Raw genomic sequence first — 25,969 nt, 5'->3', positions numbered from 1 at the left:
ATCACGTCTGCTGTTTGTCAATAGTATTTTTCAGGAAATTGCAGATTTTTTTTCGCATGCAATTGCCAGTGCGCCAGGTCCGATGTGGCAGGCAACGCTTAAGGACAGCGGATGCGCATCGACTTCAAAATCCGGGAAGGCTTCTTTTACTTCGGCAATCCATCCATCGATTACTTCTTTGTCGTTTGCGGTATAGGCAATGTGAAGTCCCATGATGCCGGCTGCACGCTCTTTTGCGAAGCGTTTGTCCATATCTTTTTTCATAGCCTTGATCATGGCTTTCTTTGCCTGTTTCACACCGCGCGCTTTTTCAAACGCGTCAAGCTTCTCTCCCTGGATCGTCAGCACCGGTTTGATATTTAAAACGGTTCCGATCATGGCTGCTGCCGGCGTAACGCGGCCGCCTTTTTTCAGGTATTTTAACGTATCTACCATAATATAGATACTTGCATCCAGCGCATCCTCTTCCAGAATTGCTTTAATGTCTTTCGCTGCCACGCCGCGGTTTGCCATTTTCTTTGCATCCAGAACAGACTGCTGCTGCGTAACGGAGATTCTCTGGTTGTTGACAACCTGCACTTTTCCTTCGTAGTCCTCGGACAGCACGGTCGCTGTATCACAGGAGGTGGAAAGGCCGCTTGACATCGGAATGTAAACAATGTCATCGTACTCTTCGAGAATTTTGTTCCAAAAATCCATCAGATCTCCCGGAGACGGCTGAGATGTGGAAACAGCCGCATCCTCTGCCAGAATCTCGTAAAACTGTTCCTGTGTCAGGTCGATATCCTCAAACTGGATTTTTCCGCGCATGAAGAAAGGCATCGGAAGGACAAAAACGCCCAGCTCTTTCGCCTGACTCTGTGTAATACCGCTGTTGCTGTCGGTAGCAATAGCTGTTCTTGCCATAGTTCTTATTCCTGCTGTCTCTTGTTAGAGAAACAGCTTTTCCTTTCTGTAATATCGTGTAACGCTTGATTTGCTGTTATTCTATCATAAATCGTACCTGTTTTCTACCCGGCTTGGACATTTCTGCAAAATTGCCCAAACTGCTTTTGATTCTTTTTACATCATACCAATACCAAGGAAAAACAGTCCGCCAAGGATCAGCAGAATGGTCGGAATTACGATTTTTGCAATGGTCTTTTTTCTTCTCTCCTTCGGGAAAAATCCTTCGCTTTTTGTCTGCTGGTACATCAGAAGACGGCTTCCCATATAAAGACCGATCGGCATCAGCGCCGCTTCGATCAGATACATGCCGATGTACGTTTCCGTTGCGTATCCGCTGCCTGCTGCTGCGTTCCCCTGCGAGAACATATAGAGGAAGCTTGCCGCAATGCTCGCCACAATCGTCGATGCGTTATGGACGAAATGAAACAGCGAGCTGTAAAACATGTTGTCGGTCTTCATCCGCACATACGAGAGAACGATTCCCATCATCATCATCGGAAGAAAACGGACGATGCTCATGTGGAAAGCGCCAAAATAAACGCCCATCAGAAGCAGCATCACCCATTTCTTTTTGATTCCGCGCAGGCTGTACTGCAGAAGACCGCGGTGCAGTGCTTCTTCACAGATGGCCGGTGTCAGCGCAACGACAAGCAGCTCGCCGAAATAGGAAAGGCCCGCCATACTGCTGTCCATGGATTCCGAGAGGCTTGCGTATTCCTGCGGGAAAATCCATTCCATCAGAAGGAAAAGGGCAAGCACACCGCGGTACGTCACATACCACATCAGAATGGTTCCGAGGATTCCGGCTCCATCCGGCTTTTTTAATGGGAACACTTCTTTTAACGGAATATGAAGTGCCCGTACGACGAGAATGGATCCGATCAGGAATACAATGATCTCGTCCAGCGCATTTCCATACATCCCGCCTGCAAGAACCAGCGGGATTCCGGCGAGATTAAAAAGAACCATCAGAAAGGCAAACACCAGCAGGCCCTGCCATGGTTTCAGTATCTTTTCTTTTTCCGCCGGATGCGGCCGTTTTGCCGGCATCTGGTTTCGAAAGGGTTCGTAAAGATATGGGGTATCATTTTCATTGAGGTGAATCGGTTTCTTTTGTGGTTCCATATTCATTCCTCCTTTGTAAGGTCACTGTCATTTCATCTGTTCTGCCAGCGGCCGGCGGATTTTCTTTCTCGTCAGTTCCACGAGATGAAGCACCGTCATATCCACAACTTTGGTCGGAACGGGATCTTCCCGCACAAGACCCTGCAGGAAGCCGAGAAGGCGCTCCTCCTGCTCTTTTTCCGGCATGTTGATAAAGTCAACCAGGATCAGACCGGAAATCCCGCGCAGGCGGATCTGGCGGGCGATTTCGCGGGCTGCCTCCTGGTTTACGCTGTACAGAAACGTATTTTTCCGTCCGCCGAGCTGCTTTCCGCTGTTCACATCGATCGCGGTCAGCGCTTCGGTCGGTTCGATCACGAGGAATCCGCCGGAAGGCAGATCCACACGTTTGTCGAGTGCCTGTTTTACGTGATTTTCGAGATTTTCTTTCTTTGTCAGTGTGGTAAGCTGATCCTCATACCAGGTCAGGCGGCAGTCGTGAAAATCATGGCGCTCCAGATATTCTCTGCAGATCTCATACGTTTCTCTGTCATCTGTCACAAGTTCTGAAACTGACGGTGCATACCGTTTGACGAGCTCCGGCACGGCATCTGACGCCCGATACAGGCAGGAGTACAGGCTCCGCATCGTTCCATACTGGACAATCCGCGCGAGTTTTTCGGACAGCTCGAGATATTCCTGCCGGATCTCTTCTTCCGAAGCATCAGCGGATGCGGTGCGGAAGATCACGCCAAACGGAAGGCTTCCGCCGGAAAGCTCTGGAAACATCCGGCTTCCCAGTTCTTTTAACCGTTTTTTCTGCTCCGGCAGAAGGCGTCCCGAGCATGAGATTTCCGGCTTTCCATAATAGAGCGCCAGGGCACTTCCCGAAAGAGAAAGTTCTGCTGTCGCCGACGGAAGCTTCGTTTTCTGCGCTTCCCGCTGGATCTGCACGACAATTTCATCTCCGACATGCAGTTCCGTTCCCGGTGCTTTTTTCAGAAGATACCCTTCTTTTACACGGGACAGATCAAGAAAACAGCTCTGCTGCTCCGCAAACGAGACAAATGCCCCGCGGATCCCGGGCGCCAGTTTTTCCACCCGGCCGACATAGATATTGCCAAGCAGCGTTTCCTTCTCCCTGCAGAGGGCCGTCAGTTCGACCGGTTTTTCTCCTTCCACCAGCGTGTGTACCAGGTAATCTTTTCCCTCCCACGGCAGATGGGCAATGACAACTCGTTTACTCAACTTCTTCTCCTAATGCTTCCAGCGGAACCAGCTTTCGCTCTTCTTCCGTTCCGATGTCTGCGTAAACTTCCTCGCGCAGAATCGTGTATGCAAACGGCGGCAGTTCAACCCCGCACCATTTGCAGAACGCTTCCATCACGAGCTCCGGTTTCAGGTTCGAAACACTTCCGGTGGAGAGCTGCATCCAGACACCACTTTTCTTTGCTTTCATATCGTAAATCCATGGGCGGATATCGGTCAGCTTTTCGCTTCGTTTTGTCTTTCGCATGATCTCAATCTGCGGAAGTGCAAAAAACACCGGTACTTTCGTTTCCAGATCAATCTCCGGCATTTTTCCCTCGCGGAACTGCACGAGATAATCGGCTCCTGCTACGAGAGACATTGCCTTGCTTGCTTTTCCATCCGGCACATGGCGGGCGGAAAGCACTTCCATTCCCTCAACCATCGTCGCATTCAGACGTTTTACAATCTCGTCGGTTTTCATATCTTCCGCGAGCACCATATCGAAATATTCACCGGTGCTGCTGATGCCGACACCGAGCGGAGAAGCAAACGACAGCAGCATGTGCGGGCTGAAGCCCTCGGAATAAGCGATCGGAAGTTCTGCACGGCGGATTGCTTTCTGGAAGTAACGCATCACATCCAGATGACCCACAAATTTCATCACACCTGTTTTGGCAAACTTAATTCTGATTTTCATAGCAGACACCTCCTCCGAATGATTTTGCTCCGCAGCCGGAACACTGCATCTTACAGTTCGGGGTAACGGTTTCTTTCTGTGCCCGCTCCCATTCGCGGATCAGGAATTTTTTCGTCACGCCGATATCAAGGAAATCCCACGGAAGGATCTCATCGGTGCTGCGCTCACGGCAGGCATAGAACGAAACGTCAATGCCGGTCTCTGCAAACGCTTCTTCCCAGGCATCTTTCCGGAAATACTCGGACCAGGCATCGAAAATAGCACCTTTTCTGTACGCTTTTTCAATAACTTCGGCACATTTCCGGTCACCGCGTGCAAGGAATCCCTCCAGAAGGGAAATATCTGCCTCATGATAAATGTAACGGATGCTCTTCTGATTCAGCTGTGCGCGGACCTCTGCCTTTACAATCGCCGCTTTGTCAAGAAACTCCCTCTCCGTGTTCATCGGTGCCCACTGGAACGGGGTGAACGGCTTCGGGATAAAGAACGAGGAGCTTGCCGTAATCTGGCATTTTCCGTTTCTCTGGTCTTTCGGAATCTCATAGTAACGCTCTGCGATCTTTTCCGCCAGATGCGCAATTCCTTTGATATCATCCTCGGTCTCGGTCGGAAGGCCCAGCATGAAATACAGTTTTACTTTATTCCAGCCGCCCTCAAACGCTTTTCCGGCTCCGTCGAGAATGACTTCCTCGGTCAGACCTTTATTAATAACATTCCGCATCCGCTGGCTTCCCGCCTCCGGTGCGAAGGTCAGGCTGCTCTTTTTGATATCCTGTACCTTGCTCATGACATCGAGGGAAAATGCGTCGATTCGAAGAGACGGAAGGGAAATATTGACACCTTTTTCCGGGCAGCTGTCGATCAGATAGTTGACAAGCTCCGGAAGATGGCTGTAATCACTCGAGCTCAAAGAACTCAACGAAATCTCATCGTGGCCGGTATTGCGCAGCATATGGGTCGCAAGTTCTTTTAACTTCTCCACATCGCGCTCTCTTGTCGGACGGTACACCATACCCGCCTGGCAAAAACGGCAGCCGCGGATACAGCCGCGCTGGATCTCCAGAACGACACGGTCCTGTGTTGCCTTGATAAACGGCACGACCGGTTTCTCCGGATACGTTGCCTCGGTCATATCCATGACGAGCTGTTTTTTGATCTTTTCCGGTGCTTCCGGAATGGACGGCGTAAAGGCCGCGATCGTTCCGTCCTCGTGGTACGTTACTTCATAAAACTGCGGTACGTAAATACCAGGGATCCGGCATGCCTTTTTCAGGAAATCCTGACGGGTTCCGCCGTTCTTTTTATTTTCCAGATACGTGTCAAAAAGCTTGTCGTACACAACCTCGCCCTCTCCGATGTAAAACAGATCGAAGAACGGAGCGATCGGCTCCGGATTGTACGTACACGGGCCGCCGCCGATAACGATCGGGTCCTCGTCGGTACGCTCCACCGCATGCAGCGGGATTCCGGCAAGGTCGAGCGCCTGCAGAACGTTCGTATAACACATCTCATACTGCAGGGTGATAAACAGGAAATCCTCGTTTTTCACCGGCTCCTGGGATTCCAGGCCGAACAGCGGAATGCTCTGTTCCCGCATCACGCGGTCCAGATCCGGCCATGGGGAATAGACACGCTCACACCACATGTCCTCACGTTTGTTAAACATATCGTACAGGATCTGGATGCCAAGGTGGGACATACCGATCTCATACACATCCGGGAACAGGAATGCGCCGCGCAGGGCTACTTTCTCTTTGTCTTTTACGACACTGTTGAATTCATTTCCAATGTATCGCGCAGGCTGCTCAATCTGGAGCAGCACTTCTTCTGGCAATGCTAATTTTCTCATGCAATTCTCTCACTTGTTCTTATTTTTATTTGTCCAGATACGCCGCAAGCAGTTCCAGCGTATTCTTCACGCCGTCCACATGGCTTCTCTCATATCCATGGGATGCGTACACACCGGCGCCGATCAGGGCATGGCGTGCGTCTGCGCCGCCGCGGAGCGTTGCCTCCACGTCAGAGCCGTAGTGCGGGTAAACATCCGCCGCATAGTCGATTCCGTTTGCTTTTGCCGCCGCAATCAGCTCACCGGTAAAATCGTAGCTGTAAGGGCCGCCGCTGTCTTTGACGCAGATGGATACCTGATGCTCTTTACACTCCAGTCCGTCGCCGACACAGCCCATATCAACAGAAAGGATATCCGTCACACCCTCCGGCACGGAAGCAGATCCGCCGTGGCCGACTTCTTCGTACACGGTGATGTGCTGATAAACCGGACGGGACGGTGTGATATTTTCTTCTTTTAAATACTTCGCATAGCCGAGCAGGATTGCAACGCTCAGTTTATCATCGAGAAAACGGCTCTTGATGTATCCCTTCTCGGTGATGCGGGTTCTCGTCTCAAAGCAGACGATATCACCGGTCTCGATGCCGAGCGCTTTTGTCTCCTCTTTGGAGAAGACCATCTCATCCAGAACGACCTCCATATTGTCGTAGGTGCGGTCCTGCTGGTCGTAGGAACCGTTGACATGGATCGACGGGTTGTTCATCTGGAAGCAGCCCTCGTACCGTTTTCCGTCTCTTGTGATGACAACGCAGTTTTCCGTCTCCGCATTGTTCGGATTCATACCGCCGAGCGCGGTGAGACGAAGACGGCCGTTTCCTTTCACTTCCGCTACCATGCCGCCGAGCGTATCGGTATGTGTCTCCACAAGGACACCGCCGTTTCCTTCACAGCCTTTGGCAAGCTGCACCAGAAGGCCGCCCTTTGTGGTGATCACCGGCGCATAGCCCATCGCTTCGTACTCTGCTTTCAGCCATGCAATGGCATCTTTCGTGTAGCCGGTCGGGCTGTCGATGGAGAGCAGTTTTTTCAGTTTCTCTGTTATAAAATCAACATAAACCTTTGTATTTTTCATGTTTCTTCCTCCATTTTTGTTTCTGTTTTTTCTTCTTTTTTCGAAACATTTTGAAACAGAAACTGCAGATTTTTTTCTTTCCGAAAAAAGATCCTGCCCTTCATCATACCACAGAAATAAATTGGATACAACCATCGGAAAACGGAAAAATGGAAATAAGGAAAATGTAACTGGACAAACTACCCTATGCCATGCTATGTTTGAAGAGGGGGATACATTATTAGCTGTTATTCAAAAAAGTTTCTTCTATAATAAAATAAAGGTCGCCTCAAATTCAAATAAAGGAGCAAAAAAATGGACACAAAAGAACAGGCATCGCAGCCTGCATTACAAACGTTAAAAGAATATGCTGTCATTACCGCAGCTGTTCTGATCATGGACATTGGAATTTATGTTTTTAAATTCCCTAATAATTTTTCTTTCGGCGGTGTATCCGGTATGGCCGTTGTCATCTGCCGGTTTCTTCCGTTCACTGCCTCACAGATCAACCTTTTTATCAACCTGCTGCTTCTGCTGGTTGGTTTTGCTGTGCTGGGGCGGAACTTCGGCGTCAAGACAGCCTACGTGACCGTGCTTTCCTCGGTTCTTCTGAACATTTTTGAAAAGCTGTTTCCGATGGCACATCCGCTTACCGATGAGATCATGCTGGAGCTCTGCTTTGCCATTATTCTTCCGGCACTGGCGGCAGCACTGCTGTTTTTTGAGAATGCCTCCGGCGGCGGCACAGACATCATCGCCATGATTATTAAAAAATATTCTACAATGAATATTTCCACTGCCCTGCTGGTGACCGACCTCATCGTTGTCATCCTTGCTTTCCTGATTTTCGATACCTTAACCGGACTTTGTTCGGTTCTCGGTCTGATGGCGAAAACACTGCTGATTGACAAAACGATTGAGCGGATGAAGCTGAATAAATTTTTTACGATTATCTCCAACAATCCGCAGCCGATCTGCGATTTCATCACAAAGGATCTCAATCACAGCGCAACCCTTTACGACGCCGTCGGCGCTTACTCCGACCAGCAGCGGACAGTCATTCTCACGGTTGTGGATGTCAAGCAGGCCGTCTATCTTCAGCGGTTTATTCATGATACCGAGCCGACCGCGTTTATTGCGATCACAAAGAGCAGCGAAATTATCGGAAAAGGCTTCATGAGTTATGTCTGATCGATTCAAACCATATTTTTTACGCAAAAAATCCGAAGGTTTTTGACGCCTTCGGATTTCTTTGTATGTGCTTATTCTGTTTATTTCTCTTCTGCTGCTTCGGTATCTTCTGCCGGTGCTTCTACGTTGTGGGAAGCCATCAGACTTACGACAATGGATTCCGGATTGGTCTTTATGGTGATATCCGGGTCAGCGGCCAGGGACAGATCTTTGACGCGGATGACATCACCGATCTTCATCTCTCCGACATCGACCATTACCTGATCGACCAGGGATGCCGGGTATGCCATGTAGGCAACCTCGTTCAGATCCTCCTGCAGAACGCCTTCTGCGATCTTTTCATGGTTTACAAGGACAATCTCTGCAACGGAATGAACTTTCTCGTTGCTGACCAGTGCCTGGAACTCGATCGAATCGATCTGTCCGGCTACCGGGTTATAATCAACATTTTTGATCAGGACATCGTATGCGGTTCCGTCGACATCCAGCATAATCTGGCTGCCTTTGTGGTCTGTCTTCAGCAGTTTCTCGACATCTCTTTTTACCATCTTAACTGGAATGGATTCTTTCATCTCTCTGCCGAATACATTGCCGACAACGTATCCTTCTCTTCTGAGTCTTTTTGCTTTTACATCCAAACTTCTCTTTTCAGCTTTTAAAGTATTCATTTACCTTTTCCTCCAAAAATCTGATTCTTAGCAGGCTTCTTATCTTGTGAAGGGTGTTAAGTTTGCTTTGCCTTGTGGCTATGAATAAGTTTCTTGGAACAGGATGTTTGGGAACATGCAAGGAAGAATTGGTTTCTTGTTGATTCCTTTTCTTTGTTCTAGTTGTAATATAATACCACGAACACAATTTGTCAACCCGGATTTTCCGATTTCACAGTTTCTTCACATTTTCAGCACGCTTCCTTATATTCCATCAGTTTCTGGCGTGCTGTGCGGTTCAGACTGCGCGGTACAGCAATCTCAATCGTCGCATAATGATCACCGTGCACGTTCGCATCTTTCATCGATACCATGCCCTTGCCGCGCAGACGGAGCTTACTGCCGGACTGTGTTCCTTCCTTGATTTTGCAGACCACATCTCCGTACAGTGTCGAGACACGCGCTTCGCCGCCAAAGACTGCCGTTGTGTATGGAATCTGAATCGTCGTGTAGATGTCCATTCCGCGCCGTTCAAAACCTTTCTTTTCTTCTACATTGACCTTCAAAAGCAGATCGCCGCGGCGGCCGTTTGATCCTGTATGGCCTTTGCCGCGCAGACGGATGCTCTTTCCGTTCTCGATACCGGCCGGGATTTTAACCAGCAGCGTATTGGTCGTTCCATCCGGGTTCCGCAGGGTAATCTGTTTTTCACAGCCCGATGCCGCTTCCTCCAGGCGGATCGAAACCTCAGCGTGCAGATCGAGATCCTCTGCCGTACCGCGGCCGGAAAATGCATCCTCAAACGGATGTCTGCTGCTTCCCGAACGCGTATACCGCTCGCTTCCGAATCCACGGCTTTTGCCATGAAACATCTGATCAAAGAAATCGCCGAACATATCGTCCGCGTTTCCTTCAAAGTGAAATTCGTGATAGCCGCCGTTGTTTCCGCTTCCGCCGAACGGGTTTCCATACGCACTGCCGTACGGATTTCCACCGCCCTGCTGGCTGTACGCGCCGGCTCCCTGGTCGAACGCCGCGAATCCGAACTGATCGTACATTTTCTTCTTTTCCGGATCGCTTAAGACAGAATACGCTTCTGTCACTTCCTTAAATTTCTTTTCCGCATCCGGGTTTCCCGCATTCGTATCGGGATGATATTTTTTCGCCAGTTTCCGGTATGCACGCTTGATTTCTTTCTCGTCTGCATTCCGGCTGACGCCTAATACTTCATAATAATCTCTTTTTGTTTCCATCATCAGGCACCTCCAGTCAAGCCTTTTCCTGATTTCCCAGGTGAACAATTCCTGGCTCTCTTTATCTGTTCTATTTGTACTATAACACGCATTTTTTACACTGTCAATTCTTTTCACGGAAGATTCAAAATTCCTATACGAATTGAAAAACCTGCCGTGCACTGTTACAATAAGAGATATACGATTCTCACGATTTTTTATGGAGGTACTTGATTGATGCATTCCATTTTCTGGTTCCGCACCCGGCAGTGGGTGTTGAGCCGCGTTCTTCATCTGACAGAGCATAAGAAACAGACACTCCTTGCAGCACCGGATGCCGTTCTGCTGCTCCCCGCGTTATTCCGGAAACGCCGGATCTCCCGGATTCTCCTGGTGACTACCCCCGGCTTTGTCCGCCGCGGAACACTGACGTCTCTGCTGGATGGCTGTAAAAAAGAAAACATTTCCGTCACCATTTTCTCCGAAATCGCCCCGGATCCGCAGATTGAGAGCGTGGAACAGGGTTTCCGTCTTTATCAGCAGATTCAGGCTCAGGCTATCCTCGCCATCGGCGGCGGATCCGTTCTCGATACAGCAAAGCTGATCGGTGCCCGCGTCTGCTGTCCGAAAAAGACGGTTCCTGCGATGCGGGGCCTCCTGAAAGTCCGTCGGAAACTTCCGCCGCTGTTTGCCGTGCCGACGACAGCCGGAACCGGTTCGGAGGCAACGGCGGCAGCTGTCATCACAGACTGTATCGACGGGAAACCATACAAATACGCCGTCAATGACCTCTGTCTGATCCCGGATACGGCAGTTCTCGATCCGCGTCTTACGATCAGCCTCCCGTCCTCTATGACCGCAGATACCGGTATGGATGCCCTGACCCATGCCATGGAAGCTTTTCTGAACCTCTTCGCCTCCCGCAGCGTGCAGAATGCATCCATCGAGGCAGTCTGCGAAAATTTCCATGCCCTGCCCGAAGCCTGGCGTGACGGCTCCCGTCTTGCCGCACGGCAGGAAATGCTTCATGCATCGTATCTGGCCGGTTTCGCTTTTACCAACAACTTTGTCGGCTACGTCCATGCCATTGCCCACGCCGTCGGTGCACTGTACCACATTCCGCACGGAAGAGCCAACGCGGTTCTGCTGCCTGCTGTTCTGCGCGAATACGGTTCCTGCATTGCGCCTAAACTTGCCGTTCTCGCCGATGCGCTTTCTCTCGGCGGAGATACCGTTTCTGAAAAGGCTGAGCGGATGATTGCAGCTATCGAGGCTATGCGCGATTCGTTTGACATTCCATCCACTCTGCCGCACCTTTCGCCGAATGATTACACAGAAATAGCACGCCGTGCTTTAAAAGAAGCAAATCCCACCTACCCTGTTCCGCAGATCTGGGATTCTGAAAAAATCTTTTCTGTGCTCCGCCGTGTACAATCCTAAAGCCGCTGTTTTCTCGAATTTAAATTTGACAGAACGCAAAAAACATGGTAATTTATTAGAGATATCGCATAGAGGAGTGAATAAAATGAATAAAAGAACCATGAAAAAAATGGCCAAAGCGAAACAGCAGGCTGCAGAAGCTGCAAAAACAGCGGAAACCGTTGTAAAGACAGCGGCACCGGCAAAAGAAGTAAAACCAACGACTGAAAAAACCTTACATACAGAAGCAGCAGAAGGAAAAGCAGAAGCTGCAAAAGAGCCGAAAAAAGCAACCAAAAAAGAAACCGTTAAAAAAACAGTAAAAAAGGAGACCACGGAAACCATGGCAGAAGCAACCAAAACCCCACGTAAAATGACAAAAGTATCTGATACCGTTCTTGAGATCTTCGAGACAAAAGTATCTATGAAAGACCTCGAAGCAGTCATCAAAAAAGAAGTAAAAGCAAACGGATTAAAAGGCGAGATCAAAATCTACCTGAACGCAGAGCAGAGAGCCGCTTACTACACCGTAGACGGACAGGGATCTGACGATTTCAAAGTAGATCTGACCACTCTTGCTGAATAATTTTTCTGTCAGCTGATCTATCAGAACAGACCAAAAGCGGCATGTCCGAAACAAAGTCTTCCGGATTTTGTTTCGGGCATGTTTTTTGCTGTCTGTTCCCAAACCTAAAAAACGACAAGGTATTTTTCTATGAAAACTGTAAACCATCTCGGAACCGACCCGATCGGAAAACTGGTTCCCCGTATTGCTTTTCCGAGCATGCTGGCACAGTTCGTGAGTGTTCTGTACAGCATTGTAGACCGTATGTACATCGGCCACATTGCCTCTGTCGGTGATCTGGCGCTCGCGGGTGTCGGCGTCTGCGGTCCCATTCTCACCATGATCGGCGCGTTCTCCTCCCTCATCGGGGTCGGCGGCGCACCGCTGCTCGGCATCCGGCTCGGAGAGAAAAATGAAAAAGAGGCATCCCGCATCCTGGCTAATGCGTTTCTGATGCTTGTTTCCCTGTCCCTCGTTCTGACAGCCGCGGCGCTTTTTTTAACCCGCCCGATGCTGATGGCATTCGGAGCCAGCACCGTTACGTATCCTTACGCCAGAGCCTATTTTATGATCTACGTTTCCGGCTCTGTGTTTGCGCTTTTATCGACCGGCCTGAACCAGTTTGTGATCTGCCAGGGCTTTGCCAGTGAGGGAATGAAATCTGTTCTGCTAGGCGCCGTCCTGAATCTGCTGCTGGACCCTGTGTTTATCTTCGTTCTGCATCTCGGCGTGCGCGGCGCAGCAATTGCAACCGTGCTCTCCCAGATCGCAAGCTGTCTGTATGTGCTGCATATTCTGTTCGGAAAGACGATTCCGATCCGCATCACCTTCGGCGGGTATTCATTTGCGATCATGAAACGCATTCTGACAGTCGGTTTTACTCCGTTTCTAATCATTGCCATCGACAATGTGATGATCATTGCGATGAACGCCGTCCTGCAGCAATATGCACCCGCCGGACAGGGAGACAGCTTCATCACCTGTGCAACGATCGTTCAGAGCTTTATGCTGATTATTACGATACCGCTCGGCGGAATCAGTGGCGGAACGCAGTCAATCCTCGCATACAATTATGGAGCTGGAAATTCCAGGCGTATTCTTGAGGCACAGAAAACCATCATCGCACTCTGTGCCGGATTTACGACCTTGATGTTCCTCGTCTCCAATGCCGCCGGAACACTGTTTGCGCAGCTTTTTACTTCCGATCCGCAGATCGTCTCGATGGTGGTCCGCGCGATTCATATTTCGACACTCTCAGTCATTCCGCTCGGCATTCAGTACGAGATTGTAGACGGCTTTACTGCAATGGGCTGCGTGCGCTATTCGTTTGCACTCTCCTTCTTCCGGAAATTCGTCTACTTTACCGCTCTGTTTCTTCTGCCGCGGTTCTTTGCACTGGAAAACATCTTCTACGTGGAACCTATTTCCGACCTGATCGGGCCGGTTGTCTCAATGATTGTTTACTGGACTTCGATTCAGAAGATTCTGAAACAGCGGGAAGAGGCGGTACGGCTGATGCACACAAAAAAAGCATAAAAAATCTCATATCAAAAAAGCTGTTCTTTTCCGCGGAGTTTTCAAAACTCTCACCAGAAAAGAACAGCTTTTTCTGCTTCTGTTAAAATGTCTTCGGCATCGGAACGGTTTCCTGTACTTTCAGACCGTATTTTGCTGCCAGCTGCAGTGCCTTCTGTTCCGTCTCCGGATTCCAGACGGCTTTCGGCGTATGGGCATCACAGCCGAAAACGGCGGTGTTTCCTTCTTCGCCGGCGATCTTCCAGAACTTCTCGTTCGGATACCATCTTTCTTCCATCAGACCAAGGAAATTGATCTCCAGCGGAATGTTTCTCTTTTTCACCTCACGGCAGAGTCTCCGGTATTCCCGGTCGAACACTGCTTCGTCGCCGTTGAATAAAAAGAGATCCGGGTGTGCCAGATACAGGTATTTTCCGGTATCGATGCCTGCCAGGCACTGGTCCACATACTGTTTCAGGTAGCTTCCGTCTGTTGTTCCATGGCCGCTGTAGAGAATCTTTTCGATCTCATTTCCCAGGCTGTGCTGGCCAAGCACAAAGTACTCAAACGGATAGTCCGACAAAAAATCAATCAGCTGATCCCAGAATCTCGGGAAATACTCTGTTTCGAGTCCGAGATGGATTTCAATATCCTTGTCATACTCTTTTTTCAATGCCAGCACGGTGTCTACATAGCCTTCCACCTGATCGAGCCGCATCCGCATGCCGGAATCGTAGCCGTCCGGGAACGGATAAGGCGAATGGTCGGAAAAACCGAGAATTTTAAGGCCGCCCTCAATCGCGCGCTCCACATACTCCCGCTCCGTTCCGTCCGCATGGCGGCACCGCCATGTATGGGTATGATAATTTGCAATCATGATCTGTAACCTTCTTTATTTTGTATCTTATTCTGCTGCTTCTTTGGAGATATCCGTTCCAAAATATTTTTCCGAAAGCTCTGTCAGTGTTCCTTCTTCTGCGAGCTCGCCAAGTGCTTTGTTGACTGCCTCAAGCAGCGTCTTGGTCTCATCGCCTTTTTTCATCGGAATACCGACTTTTGTGGATTCCGGATCGAGACATGCAATTTTGATCTCTGCATCCGGGTGTGCTTTCATATAATCGTAATACGTTACCTCTGCGTTCAGAGTTGCATCGATACGGCCGCTTAAGAGAAGCTCGAAAGTCTGCTCCAGATCGTCAACACCGGTAACGGCTGCGCCATATTTCTCGGCAACTTCTGCATACGTACTGGAAATGGTGTTCGCGGTGCTCTTTCCGTCGAGATCCTCCATGGACTGGATTTCATCGTTAGCAGAGTTTACGATAACAGCGGTGCGGTTGTATGCGTATGGATCGGAAAAGCTGTATTTCTCAGCGCGCTCCTCTGTGATATCTACGCCGTTTACCATGATATCGTACCGGCCGGAATCGATTCCTGCAAGAAGGCCGTCCCACTCACCCTCTACAAAGGTTGCTTTCACGCCGAGTTTCTCTGCGATCTGCTGTGCCACTTCTACGTCATAGCCGACCAGGTTGTCGTCCTCATCGTGATACGTCCACGGTGCCCAGGTTCCTTCCATTGCCACAACGATCTCACCCTTGCTCTGGATCTGCTCTAAAAGATCCCCAGACGCACTTGCAGAAGATGCTGATGAAGAGGAAGAAGCACTGCTGTTATCTGCCGTGCTGTTTCCGCATCCGGTCAGTAAAAAGGATGATGTCAGGATACCTGCCAGAAATACTGCTGCCATTTTCTTTTTCATAATATTCGCCACTCCTTTTTTGTTTTGTTCTGGAAGAAGCTGCCTTTGCTTCTTCTGTTTTCTTTATTGCAAACTGTCCGGATTCCGTGCTCCGGGCAGGATTTGCCGCTTTGCGGGATACCTTACTCGTAATGCTGTTCAATATTCTGCAAAAATGTTCTCGTCCGCTCTTCCCGCGGATTTGCGAAAAATTCCTTCGACGGACCTTCCTCAACGACAACGCCGTTTTCCATAAAGACAACTTTGTTCGAAACGTTTCTTGCAAAGCCCATCTCATGCGTGACAACGAGCATTGTCATTCCCTCTTTGGCAAGCTGGCGCATAACACCAAGCACCTCGCCGGTCAGCTCCGGGTCGAGTGCTGAGGTCGGCTCATCAAAATAGATAATTTCCGGATCGGTTGCCAGTGCACGGGCGATTGCCACCCTCTGCTGCTGTCCGCCGGAAAGCTGATGCGGATAGTAGTCCGCACGGTCCAGCATGCCTACTTTTTCAAGCGCTGCACGCGCTTTTTCCTCCGCCCTGGTTTTTGGCATTTTTCTGCCGATGATCAGGCCCTCGGTTACGTTATGAAGGGCTGTTTTGTTCAGGAACAGGTTATAGTTCTGAAATACAAATGCGGTTTTCTGACGGATCGCCGCGATATCTTTTTTGCTGATGTTGTGGAACGGATATTCTTTCCCGTCAAAGATCAGGCTGCCGCCGTCCGCATGCTCCAGAAAGTTGACACAGCGCAGCATCGTCGTTTTTCCCGAACCACTCGGACCGAGGATTGCAACAACATCGCCCTGTTTTACTTTTAAATCTACACCTTTTAATACTTCCAGGCTGCCGAACGCTTTCTTTAATCCTTTAATTTCCAGCATGGCTTATTCCCCTTTTTTCTGATATGTACTCAGTTTCTTCTCTCCGATTCCCTGCAGCTTCGTGAGCACAGTGGAGAACAGCAGGTAGATCAGTCCTACTTCAATATACAGTGCCAGCGGCTCATGGGTGCGCGCTACAATCCGCTGCGTTACCATAAACATCTCCGTTACGGTGATATTTGCGGCAAGGGAAGTATCCTTTACCATGGCGATCAGAGAGTTGGAAAGCGGCGGGAAAGCGGTGCGCATCGCCTGCGGAAGGATAATTCTCCGCATGATCTGCAGATACGACATGCCGACACAGTAGCCGGCTTCGAGCTGGCCTGCCGGAACGGCTTCCAGGGCCGCACGCATCGTCTCGGCACTGTAGGCGCCCTCATTCAGGGAAAAGACGAGAACTGCCGCCGGAAACGGATCGATCAGAATACCGGCGCGCGGAAGTCCGTAAAACACAACGAAAAGCTGGACCAGAAGCGGGGTTCCGCGGAAAATCCAGATATAGAAACGTGCAATCTGACGAAGGCCTTTGATGTTTGCAAACTGTACCATAGCCATTGCCGTCGCAATTACAAGTGCAATGGAAAACGAGATTACAGTAAGCGGAATCGTCACCTTAAGGCCCGGCAGAAAGATTTTCCAGAAAGAATCCAGAAGAATATTCCATAATCTTTCGCTCATTTCGATATATCCCCCTTATTTTTACATTTTCCTAGATAGGATAACACTTCAAGTCCGCTTCAAGTCAAGTGTTTTTTCATATACCCCTCCCCCGCATGCAAGAATCCCCGGGAAACACGTTTTTCAACGGCCCCGGGGACACTTATTTATGGTTGGTTTTAAGAGGAAGGATCTTGTCTTTTTTTATGGTATTATGTTATTTACTGCTTAGTCCTGTGTCACATTAAATGCTCTTGCACCAGGGTATACAGCGGCCGTTCCAAGTTCTTCTTCGATTCGGAGAAGCTGGTTGTATTTTGCAACACGCTCGGTACGGCTCGGTGCACCGGTCTTGATCTGGCAGGTGTTCAGGGCAACAGCCAGGTCTGCGATGGTGGTATCCTCGGTCTCACCGGAACGGTGGGAGGAAATTGCGGTGTAGCCTGCTTTGTGAGCCATTTTGATTGCCTCAAGGGTCTCAGATACAGAACCGATCTGGTTCAGTTTGATCAGGATGGAATTTCCGCAGCCAAGGGAGATACCTTTTGCCAGACGCTCAGTATTGGTTACAAACAGGTCGTCACCGACAAGCTGTACTTTTCCGCCAAGCTCTGCGGTCAGCTCTTTCCAGCCTTCCCAGTCTTCTTCATCCAGAGCATCCTCGATGGAGATGATCGGATATTTCTCTACCAGTGCTTTCCAGTGAGCGATCAGCTCTTTGGAAGTAAATACAGTGCCGGCTTTCGGCAGTTTGTATTCACCCTTGGTTCCTGTCTTCCACTCGGAGGAAGCAGCATCCATCGCGATCTTGAAGTCTCTGCCTGGCTCGTAGCCTGCTTTTTTCACTGCCTCAAGAATGGTCTCGATGGCTTCTTCATCGGATTTCAGAGCCGGTGCAAAACCGCCTTCATCTCCAACCGATGTTGCCAGTCCGCGCTCTTTTAAGATGGCAGCCAGTGCATGGAAGACCTCAGCGCACCATCTTAAGCACTCTTTGAAAGAAGATGCTCCAACCGGCATGATCATGAACTCCTGTACATCCAGGCCGGAAGAAAGTGCGTGGCATCCGCCGTTGATGATGTTCATCATCGGAACCGGCAGACGATTTCCGGAAACGCCGCCGAAGAAGCGGTACAGCGGAATCTCAAGTGCGTTTGCTGCTGCTCTTGCGCAGGCAATGGATACAGCCAGAATGGCGTTTGCACCCAGGCGGGATTTATCCTTTGTTCCGTCCGCATCGATCATAGCTTTATCTACAGCGTAGGTATCGGATGCATCCATACCTTTTAAGGTATCGTTGATGACGGTGTTGATGTTTTCTACTGCTTTCTGCACACCTTTTCCAAGGTATCTTGCTTTATCTCCATCTCGTAATTCCAGTGCCTCAAACTCACCGGTAGATGCGCCGCTTGGTGCCATGCCGCGTCCTACAACGCCTCCTGCAAGAACAACCTCAGCTTCTACGGTTGGGTTTCCTCTGGAATCCAGAATTTCTCTTCCTTTTACTTCCTCAATTTTCAGGCTCTTCACTTTTCGTGTGCTCCTTTCTCGTTTGTTTCTGGAGTTTCCCGCCTGCGAAGTGTCCAGGATCCGCAGACGGGAGATAACAATGATTGATTCACTTTGGTTAGCCCTTACTAACTATAATTCATTATAACTAATTTTTTAAAAATTGCAAGTGGGTAAAGTGATACTTTTTCTCAGAAATGCAAAAAGTTTTTCTGTTCTTATTTTTCCTGTTTAAATGCCTCTTCCAGCGTATGCCATCCAAGCACTGCACATTTCACTCTTGCCGGCATGTGGGAGATGTCCTTCAGTGCACCAGCCTCCTCGAGTTCGTCAATCTCCTCGTCGGATGCTTCTCCTTTGATCATGCGCAGAAACAGATTTCCCAGGCGCAGTGCCTCGTCCTTCGTCTTTCCGATGATCATGCCGAGCATAATGTCCGCCGATGCCTGCGAAATCGCACAGCCGTCGCCCACGAACGCACCGTCCGTGATCACATCGCCGTCGACTTTTAATTTCAGCCAGATATCATCGCCGCAGCTTGGGTTGACGCCCTCGAGTACGATGTCCGCATCCGGCAGATCATGCTTGAATTCCGGACGCAGATTGTGCTCCGTCAAAATTTCGTTATAAAATCCTCTACTCTCCATAGCCCATTCTCCTTCTGATTGTGGATACACTTTCGATCAGTGCATCAATCTCTTCCGGTGTATTATAAAACATCATGCTGGCTCTTGTCGAACTTCGGACGCCAAGATATTCCAGAAGCGGCTGTGCACAGTGGTGGCCTGCCCGCACATCGATGCCGTCAGAAGAAAGAATTTCGCTCACATCGTGCGGATGCACGCCGTCAATCGTAAACGAAACGATGCCCGTGTGGTTGGCCGGATCTTTGGAACCGAGGATATGAACGTACGGCAGCGCGCCGAGTCCTTCCATAGCACGTTGCGTCAGTTCCAGCTCTTTTTTCTGGATATAATCAAATCCTTTTTCCTGCAGATACCGGATCGCTGCGGCCAGCCCCACCGCACCGGCTGCATTTACCGTTCCCGCCTCAAATTTCTGCGGAACCGGTGCAAAAACGGCTCCGTCGCGGTAAACGGAATCGATCATCTCGCCTCCGGTTAAAAACGGCGGCATTTTTTCCAGCAGTTCCCGTTTTCCATACAGACAGCCGATTCCCATCGGGCCCATCAGCTTATGGCCGGAAAAGGCGAGAAAATCTGCATCCAGCGCCTGTACGTCGACCGGCATATGCGGAACGCTCTGGGCGCCGTCCACAACGACAACGGCTCCCACGCGGTGCGCCATCTCCGTGATTTTCTGGATCGGATTCACGCAGCCGAGCACATTCGATACCTGCGCAACAGCCACAAGACGTGTTCTCTCATTAATGCCCTTTTGGAGCTCCTCATCGGTCAGCTCGCCCTCACTGGTACATTCCAGATAATGGAGCTTTGCCCCAGTCATACGCGACACCATCTGCCACGGAAGCAGATTGCTGTGATGCTCCATGATTGTTACAGCGATCTCGTCGCCTTCCTTTAAAAAGTTCAGGCCATAGCTGTATGCCACAAGGTTCAGGCTTTCCGTTGTATTCCGGGTAAAAATAATCTCCTCCGGCTCTTCTGCATGAATAAACTCCTGTACGGTCTTTCTTGCCTCCTGATAGCTCTCCGTCGCCTCCAGGCTTAAAGGATAGAATCCTCGCAGAGGATTTGCATTTTTCTGTTCGTAAAATTCCTGTACTGCAACAAGAACGCATGACGGGCGCTGTGCCGTCGCCGCGTTGTCCAGATAGATCGTGTCCATTTGCTGCAGAAGCGGGAAATTTTTTCTGATGTTATCTGTTGTCACGGTCAAGCACCTCCGCAAGCTGTGTTTTTACTTTCTGTTCGATGTCCGCATCGCCGATCTTCTGGATTTTTGCTTCCAGTTTCGCCCGCGCCATCGTATTTTCTGCCTGTGTACGGTCCATGCCGCGCGCACCGAAGTAAAACAGTGTCTCTTCATCGAGTTCTCCGATTGCCGCGCCGTGGCTTCCCTGTACGTTTTCCTCTGCACAGAGGATCACAGGAATCGTCTTGTTGACTACATCATCGCCGAGCAGCAATACCTGTTCTGTCTCTGCTCCGACGGAATCTGCCGAACCGCGCACAAAGTCGATTGTGCCGCGGAAGATCTTTTCCGCCGCATCCATCAGCGTTCCGTCTGCCTGGATCGTGCTCTCGGTTACTTTTCCGAAGTGGCGCACATTCAGATTGACATCAAATTTCTGCTGATTCTGCAGAAGATAGCCGATTTCTGCCTGCAGTGATGCGTGATCCTTCTGCAGTTCGGTCCAGATACCGTCATAGACATCGCCTTTTCCGACAACGACCTGTAAAAGATCCAGTGCACCATTTTCCTCGCAGATGCATCCGACATCATTTAAAAGCTCCTGTCCCTCACCGCGCATCATCACCTGCACGAGCCGGATGCGGCTGTCTTTTTTCGCGTAAAGTTCTGTCCGCACCGCGAGCTGTCCCGCTGCCTGTGCCGGTTCAAATACCTCGAAAACGGTAAGGGAAGCTCCCTCTTCTGCCACCGCGCGGATCTTTCCGGATGAAACCGTCTCTTTTCCCTGTCCGATGGAAAGCGTGACCTGTTTCGTCTGCCCCTCCTTTGCAGAGACATTCCAGTTTTTCGTCTGCTCCGGTGCAAAAAGGACATCCGTCTCTTTTCCTGCCCCGGTATTCATAGCTTCCGGAAAACCCGTTATCTCATCATCCGCAGACGGCTCTTCCGCGCAGATTTCACACGGCGCACCCGCCGCCCATTTTACTTTTGTATCATTTAATCCCAGCCAGTACCATGTTTTCGATGGAAGCTGGTTGATTTTCATGCTGTTCTGTTCTTCCATGTGTCTGGCCTCCTTATCCAATGCTGCCCTTCATCTCGAGGCGGATCAGATTGTTCATCTCCACCGCGTACTCCAGCGGCAGTTCTTTTGAAACATCATCCGCGAATCCGCTGACGATGCACGCTCTCGCATCCTCTTCCGTCATGCCGCGCGACATCAGATAAAAGACGGCTTCATCGCTGATGCTTCCGATCTGTGCTTCATGGCCGATGTTCGCATCTTTTGTACGGATATCCATCGCCGGAATCGTGTCCGACCGGGAGATATCATCGAGCATCAGAGACTGGCAGGAAACGGCTGATTTCGTGTTCTTTGCCGCTTTTGTTACAGAGACTGACGAACGGAAGGTGCTGATGCCGCCGTCCTTCGAGATCGATTTCGTGTTAATATAGGAACTCGTATCCGGCGCGCTGTGGACAACCTTCGCTCCGGTATCGAGATTCTGGCCCTTACCGGCAAACGTGATGCCGGTAAATTCCATCTTTGCGCCTCTTCCTTTCAGCACGCTCATCGGGTACAGGTAGGAAACGTGGGAGCCGAATGAACCGGAAACCCACTCGATTTTTCCGCCCTCCTCGACCTGCGCGCGCTTCGTGTTCAGGTTGTACATATTCTTCGACCAGTTTTCAATCGTAGAATAACGGAGTCTTGCATTCTTTCCGACAAACAGCTCCACACATCCGGCATGGAGGTTGGCCACATTGTATTTCGGTGCGGAACAGCCCTCGATAAAGTGAAGGTCCGCGTCCTCATCGACAATAATCAGCGTATGCTCGAACTGGCCTGCGCCCGGCGCATTCAGGCGGAAATACGACTGCAGCGGGATTTCCACGGAAACCCCCTTCGGCACATAGACAAACGAACCGCCGGACCAGACGGCTCCGTGCAGTGCGGCAAATTTGTGGTCGGTCGGTTTCACCAGTTTCATAAAGTGTTTCCGCACCATATCCGCGTACTCACCATGCAGCGCACTCTCCATATCGGTATAGACAACACCCTGCGCCGCAACTTCCGCGCGGACGTTGTGATAGACCAGCTCCGAATCATACTGTGCGCCCACGCCGGCGAGTGATTTCCGCTCTGCCTGCGGGATGCCAAGACGCTCAAACGTATTTTTGATGTCATCCGGCACATCGGACCACTTTGCTTTCATTTTCGTATTCGGGCGGACATACGTTACGATGTCATCCATGTTCAGACCCTCAATCGACGGACCCCAATCCGGAATCGGCATCTGGTTGTAGATCTGTAAAGAACGCAGACGGAACAGCTGCATCCAGGCAGGGTCTTTCTTCTCATCCGAAATTTTCTGTACAATTTCCGGCGTCAGGCCGGCTTTTACTTTATAGGCATCCTTTTCATCGTCTTTGAAATCATAGATGCTTCGGTCAATATCCTCTACATAACTTTTTTTCTCTCACAGCGTTTTCATCCTTTCTGTACCTTCGGTTTTACGCCAGTGACTTTTCGTATTTTCCAAATCCGTCCCGGTTGATCTCCTCTACAAGAGATGCATCGCCGGTTTTGACGATTTCACCTTCCACCATGATGTGGGTCTGATCCACCATCAGTGATTCCAGAATCTTCGTGCTGTGCGTGATGATCAGAAGACTTCCTCCGCATTTTCTGCGGTATGCCTCAATTCCGGCAGAAACGGTGCGGACCGCATCGACATCCAGGCCGGAGTCGGTCTCATCGAGAATGGTAAGGGACGGCTCGAGCATCAGAAGCTGCAAGATCTCGGCTTTCTTTTTCTCACCGCCGGAAAATCCGACATTCAGATCACGGTCTGCATACGACGGATCCATCTGCAGAACTTCCATTGCTTTTTCCAGTTCTTTCCGGAACTCAAACAGACGCATCCGTTTGCCGGTTTTTAACTCGACGGCGCTGCGGATAAAAGAGCTTAAGGTTACGCCAGGCACCTCAAGCGGATTCTGAAACGAGAGAAACAGTCCCATTTTGGCGCGTTCATTGACCGGCTCTTCTGTGATGTTCTTTCCCTGGAACCAGATTTCGCCGCGTGTCACGTTATATTTCGGATTGCCGAGCAGCGTATTGCCAAGCGTCGACTTTCCGGTACCATTCGGTCCAAGCAGCACATGCGTCTCCCCTTTTCCAATCGTAAGATTTACGCCGTGCAGGATCTCTTTTTCTTCTACATTTACCGTTAAATCTTTCACTGTTAAAAGATTTTTTCCCATATTGATATCCTCCTTATTTTGCTTCGAGGTTAAAATCTCTGTTTTCGCCTCCGATTGTAGACCTTTTTTCCGAGTATTTCAATCGGATTTATATATTTGAAAAATTTTATCAAAAAACGCACCTGCCGCCGGATTTTTTTTCCGCACGACAGGCGCGTTTTCTATCAACATCGTTTCAGCCGATTCCGCCAAGCACGATTCCGAGAATCAGAACCAGCACACAGATCGGCACGTAGATATATTTGCAGATCGGATAATACAGATCCGTGAATTTGCTGCTTCTTCCCTTGTCTACCTGGGACTGCACATACTTCTTTCCGCAGATCCAGAAGAACATGACTCCGGCAAGGCCGGCGCCGAGCGGGCAGATGTAGATCGACAGAACATCCATCCACTGGGATACAATGCCCTGGATCAGAAGAGATACGACCACACCGATAACCCCGATCACACCGCAGGCTGCTACTCTTCCGAGATGAAATTTTTCCTGTACCGTTGCAATCGGTGCTTCGTACAGGTTAATCAGAGAGGTAAGGCCGGCAAAAAAGACAGCGACAAAGAAAACGATTGCGATCAGCGCGCCACCCGGCATAGACTTTATCAAATTCGGAAGGAAAATGAACAGAAGTCCAGGTCCTCCTGTATTTAACTGTGCTCCCGTAGTTGCCATCGCCGGGATAATAACCAGCGCAGCAAGCATAGCAGCGAGCGTATCAAAAAATGCTACTCTTCCGGCGGCGGCCGGAATATTTTCTCCATCTGACAAATAGGAACCATAGATCAGTGTTCCGTTTCCGGCTACAGACAGGGAAAAGAATGCCTGACCAAGTGCAAAAATCCAGGTCTTCGGATCTGCAAGTGCTTTTGGTTCCACACGGAAAATATAACGGTATCCATCCGCTGCACCGGGCTGAAAGGCAACATAGATACCAAGTGCAACAAACAGGAGAAAGAAAACAGGCATCAGCACCTTATTGACCTTCTCAATTCCCTTACCAACACCAAATGCCAGAATGACCATCGCAACCACAAGAGCTACGATCTGCCAGAAATTGTTTCCAAACGCAGATGCCATGGATTCAAACGCTCCGGCAAAATCCTCTACGCTCACAGCTGACAGTGTCTTTCCAGTAAAGGTTCCGATCATGTACCTGAAAATCCACCCCATGACAACCGTATAACCGATCGCCATTGCCAGGGAACCCAGCACCGGAATCAGACCAAGCGCCTCTCCGGCTTTTCGTTTTCCTTTCGTTTCACATGCAAAACCGAACGCATCAACCGGACCGGATCTTGTGGCACGGCCAAAACTCATCTCCCCGCTCACACCGGTAAAGCCGATCAGTGCAACGAACAGGAAATACGGAATCAGAAAGGAACCTCCTCCGTACAAGGAAACCCGGGTAGGGAACATCCAGATGTTGCCCATTCCAACTGCAGAACCGATGCAGGCCAGGATAAATCCCCACCGACTGTTAAATGACTCTCTCTTTTTCATACTGCTCTCCCTTTTTCTTACTTTTTCTGAAGATATCATGGCCAAAGTACCTTTTGACTCCAACATCTTCTGAATATTTTAGCATAAGCTATTGGGAAAAGCTATAGCATTTCTCATCTTCCTGCAACTTCACTTTATATTTTATGCTTTTTCCGCCTTGCTGCTGCCATTCCCGCGGAGAACATCCGCAGTGGCGTTTGAAATAGCGGCTGAAATGAGACAGATTGGAAAAACCGCAGATTTCCGCGGTCTGTCCGATGGAAAGTGCCTGATTTGTCAAAAGATTTTTCGCCTTGTCGAGCCGTACTTCAATCAGATCGCTGTGCGGGGTGCTGCTGAAAAACTGTTTATAATAAGAATAAAACTGGCTTTTTTCCATATTGGCCATCTGGCAAAGCTTTTCTGTCGTCCAGTCTTTCTCATAATGGCTCAACATCTTAAGGCGCAGCTCCTGGAATTCCTGATACAGTCCGGCCGGCTCCTCTGCCGCTTTCTTGTACAGCCGCATACCACGCGATGCCGTAATCATCATCTGACGAACCAGTGCTTCCTCATATTCCACTGCGTATGGATCTTTCACAATGTATTCCCTCTGCAAAAGGCGAATCAGCTCATCAATTGCTTCCGTGTTCTGCGGATAAAAAACAGTATTCTGCGGAATTCCATACGTTTCACCCAGATTCTCACCGCACCAGAAATGGACATAGCTGTTGCGAAACTTCTGAACAGCCTGATAATGCTGCTCGTGATCCGGCGTGTAAAAAAGGCAGGCATTTTCCTGTGCAATGAAAAACGCAGTTCTGTCATACACCTTCATCGGCGTTTTAAACAACAGAAACAGATAGTCCCCGCTGCCCTCCGGCCGATATATAGTCTCATAATCGGCGTTGGATCTATTATATTCACAAATATGAACTGAAAATTCCATTCTTCTCGTTTCCCCTTTTCTTTTCTTCTCCCTATTTTACCGCAAAACCGGAAAAAAAGTCAAATTTGCCGGACAAAAATCTCTGGTTTTTTTCTATCTTCCTGCTAAAATTGAAACTATCCAAAGCGAAAGCGAAACGGTGGAATAAAATCATAGACACGCCGGTGATCCTTTGTT

24 protein-coding genes are annotated in these 25,969 nt (G+C 49.7%); 4 read left to right on the top strand and 20 right to left on the bottom strand.

All coding sequences use genetic code 11. The features are described from left to right. Window positions 1-30 precede the first annotated feature (30 nt). The 6 genes from DXB83_RS03170 to DXB83_RS03145 form a co-directional block, all read right to left on the bottom strand. Window positions 31-906 carry a DegV family protein gene (locus DXB83_RS03170; protein ID WP_117804981.1) on the bottom strand — a complete coding sequence of 292 codons (876 nt, stop codon included), beginning with the start codon at window positions 904-906 and terminating at the stop codon, window positions 31-33. 156 nt (window positions 907-1,062) lie between these two features. Continuing rightward, entirely contained in the window at window positions 1,063-2,073 is a 1,011-nt protein-coding gene (locus DXB83_RS03165; RefSeq protein WP_055267901.1) for a type II CAAX endopeptidase family protein, read from the bottom strand. A gap of 27 nt (window positions 2,074-2,100) precedes the next feature. Next, the gene (locus tag DXB83_RS03160) at window positions 2,101-3,300 is read right to left on the bottom strand and encodes a ribonuclease E/G (protein WP_117801115.1); all 1,200 of its coding nucleotides are present in this window, start codon (window positions 3,298-3,300) and stop codon (window positions 2,101-2,103) included. Beyond that, window positions 3,293-4,000 (bottom strand): TIGR03936 family radical SAM-associated protein, encoded by a 708-nt coding sequence (locus tag DXB83_RS03155; RefSeq protein ID WP_117508951.1) that lies wholly within the window; start codon window positions 3,998-4,000, stop codon window positions 3,293-3,295. Before DXB83_RS03155 ends, DXB83_RS03160 begins: the two co-directional genes overlap by 8 nt. Next, window positions 3,984-5,849, bottom strand: a complete 1,866-nt coding sequence (locus DXB83_RS03150; protein WP_117801112.1) for a TIGR03960 family B12-binding radical SAM protein — start codon at window positions 5,847-5,849, stop codon at window positions 3,984-3,986. The genes DXB83_RS03155 and DXB83_RS03150 overlap by 17 nt, the downstream gene beginning before the upstream one ends. 25 nt (window positions 5,850-5,874) lie before the next feature. After that, window positions 5,875-6,921, bottom strand: coding sequence for a M42 family metallopeptidase (locus tag DXB83_RS03145; protein ID WP_117509152.1), 1,047 nt, complete (start codon window positions 6,919-6,921; stop codon window positions 5,875-5,877). 294 nt (window positions 6,922-7,215) lie between these two features. Here DXB83_RS03145 and DXB83_RS03140 point away from each other — a divergent pair, with 294 nt between their 5' ends. Continuing rightward, on the top strand, window positions 7,216-8,091 hold the full coding sequence (locus tag DXB83_RS03140) for a YitT family protein (RefSeq protein ID WP_117508953.1): 876 nt from the start codon (window positions 7,216-7,218) through the stop codon (window positions 8,089-8,091). 80 nt (window positions 8,092-8,171) lie between these two features. Here DXB83_RS03140 and DXB83_RS03135 read toward each other — a convergent pair whose 3' ends face one another. Further along, complete coding sequence (locus DXB83_RS03135; protein WP_117508954.1) at window positions 8,172-8,759, bottom strand: 50S ribosomal protein L25; 588 nt, start codon at window positions 8,757-8,759, stop codon at window positions 8,172-8,174. A 230-nt stretch (window positions 8,760-8,989) separates the two neighbouring features. Further along, window positions 8,990-9,991, bottom strand: a complete 1,002-nt coding sequence (locus DXB83_RS03130) for a DnaJ C-terminal domain-containing protein (protein ID WP_118697253.1) — start codon at window positions 9,989-9,991, stop codon at window positions 8,990-8,992. 216 nt (window positions 9,992-10,207) lie between these two features. Here DXB83_RS03130 and DXB83_RS03125 point away from each other — a divergent pair, with 216 nt between their 5' ends. The 3 genes from DXB83_RS03125 to DXB83_RS03115 all read left to right on the top strand — a co-directional run bounded on the left by DXB83_RS03125 (window position 10,208) and on the right by DXB83_RS03115 (window position 13,490). Continuing rightward, window positions 10,208-11,410, top strand: coding sequence for an iron-containing alcohol dehydrogenase (locus DXB83_RS03125; protein ID WP_117761487.1), 1,203 nt, complete (start codon window positions 10,208-10,210; stop codon window positions 11,408-11,410). Window positions 11,411-11,495: 85 nt separating this feature from the next. Further along, window positions 11,496-11,975, top strand: coding sequence for a DUF6465 family protein (locus tag DXB83_RS03120; protein ID WP_055267883.1), 480 nt, complete (start codon window positions 11,496-11,498; stop codon window positions 11,973-11,975). Between the two features lie 129 nt (window positions 11,976-12,104). Then, complete coding sequence (locus tag DXB83_RS03115) at window positions 12,105-13,490, top strand: MATE family efflux transporter (RefSeq protein WP_117761486.1); 1,386 nt, start codon at window positions 12,105-12,107, stop codon at window positions 13,488-13,490. An 82-nt stretch (window positions 13,491-13,572) separates the two neighbouring features. Here DXB83_RS03115 and DXB83_RS03110 read toward each other — a convergent pair whose 3' ends face one another. The 12 genes from DXB83_RS03110 to DXB83_RS03055 form a co-directional block, all read right to left on the bottom strand. Beyond that, entirely contained in the window at window positions 13,573-14,346 is a 774-nt protein-coding gene (locus DXB83_RS03110; RefSeq protein ID WP_055217914.1) for a histidinol-phosphatase, read from the bottom strand. Window positions 14,347-14,373: 27 nt separating this feature from the next. After that, window positions 14,374-15,231 carry a transporter substrate-binding domain-containing protein gene (locus DXB83_RS03105; protein WP_055217916.1) on the bottom strand — a complete coding sequence of 286 codons (858 nt, stop codon included), beginning with the start codon at window positions 15,229-15,231 and terminating at the stop codon, window positions 14,374-14,376. A 122-nt stretch (window positions 15,232-15,353) separates the two neighbouring features. Further along, window positions 15,354-16,097: an amino acid ABC transporter ATP-binding protein gene (locus tag DXB83_RS03100; protein ID WP_055267879.1), complete on the bottom strand. Its 744-nt coding sequence runs from the start codon at window positions 16,095-16,097 to the stop codon at window positions 15,354-15,356. 3 nt (window positions 16,098-16,100) lie between these two features. Next, window positions 16,101-16,775, bottom strand: a complete 675-nt coding sequence (locus DXB83_RS03095) for an amino acid ABC transporter permease (RefSeq protein WP_022462789.1) — start codon at window positions 16,773-16,775, stop codon at window positions 16,101-16,103. 207 nt (window positions 16,776-16,982) lie between these two features. Further along, the gene (gene eno, locus DXB83_RS03090; RefSeq protein WP_055217920.1) at window positions 16,983-18,284 is read right to left on the bottom strand and encodes a phosphopyruvate hydratase; all 1,302 of its coding nucleotides are present in this window, start codon (window positions 18,282-18,284) and stop codon (window positions 16,983-16,985) included. Between the two features lie 197 nt (window positions 18,285-18,481). After that, on the bottom strand, window positions 18,482-18,910 hold the full coding sequence (gene sufU / locus DXB83_RS03085; protein WP_055217922.1) for a Fe-S cluster assembly sulfur transfer protein SufU: 429 nt from the start codon (window positions 18,908-18,910) through the stop codon (window positions 18,482-18,484). Beyond that, the gene (locus DXB83_RS03080; RefSeq protein ID WP_117761485.1) at window positions 18,900-20,117 is read right to left on the bottom strand and encodes an aminotransferase class V-fold PLP-dependent enzyme; all 1,218 of its coding nucleotides are present in this window, start codon (window positions 20,115-20,117) and stop codon (window positions 18,900-18,902) included. The genes sufU and DXB83_RS03080 overlap by 11 nt, the downstream gene beginning before the upstream one ends. Further along, a complete protein-coding gene (locus tag DXB83_RS03075) occupies window positions 20,104-21,162 on the bottom strand; it encodes a SufB/SufD family protein (RefSeq protein WP_117761484.1) in 1,059 nt (352 codons plus the stop codon). The genes DXB83_RS03080 and DXB83_RS03075 overlap by 14 nt, the downstream gene beginning before the upstream one ends. A 13-nt stretch (window positions 21,163-21,175) precedes the next feature. After that, window positions 21,176-22,555, bottom strand: coding sequence for a Fe-S cluster assembly protein SufB (gene sufB, locus DXB83_RS03070; RefSeq protein ID WP_118697238.1), 1,380 nt, complete (start codon window positions 22,553-22,555; stop codon window positions 21,176-21,178). 58 nt (window positions 22,556-22,613) lie between these two features. Then, complete coding sequence (sufC, locus tag DXB83_RS03065; protein WP_055217927.1) at window positions 22,614-23,366, bottom strand: Fe-S cluster assembly ATPase SufC; 753 nt, start codon at window positions 23,364-23,366, stop codon at window positions 22,614-22,616. 175 nt (window positions 23,367-23,541) lie between these two features. Further along, window positions 23,542-24,864: a sodium-dependent transporter gene (locus tag DXB83_RS03060; protein WP_055217929.1), complete on the bottom strand. Its 1,323-nt coding sequence runs from the start codon at window positions 24,862-24,864 to the stop codon at window positions 23,542-23,544. Window positions 24,865-24,952: 88 nt separating this feature from the next. Beyond that, window positions 24,953-25,792 carry a helix-turn-helix domain-containing protein gene (locus tag DXB83_RS03055; RefSeq protein ID WP_055217931.1) on the bottom strand — a complete coding sequence of 280 codons (840 nt, stop codon included), beginning with the start codon at window positions 25,790-25,792 and terminating at the stop codon, window positions 24,953-24,955. Window positions 25,793-25,969 lie beyond the last annotated feature (177 nt).

It is taken from the genome of Blautia sp. OM06-15AC (assembly GCF_003481425.1).
GTDB classification, from domain to species: Bacteria; Bacillota; Clostridia; order Lachnospirales; family Lachnospiraceae; genus Fusicatenibacter; species Fusicatenibacter saccharivorans.
Note: the sequence above shows the minus strand (reverse complement) of the source record. Positions and strands in the feature narration are given on the sequence as shown.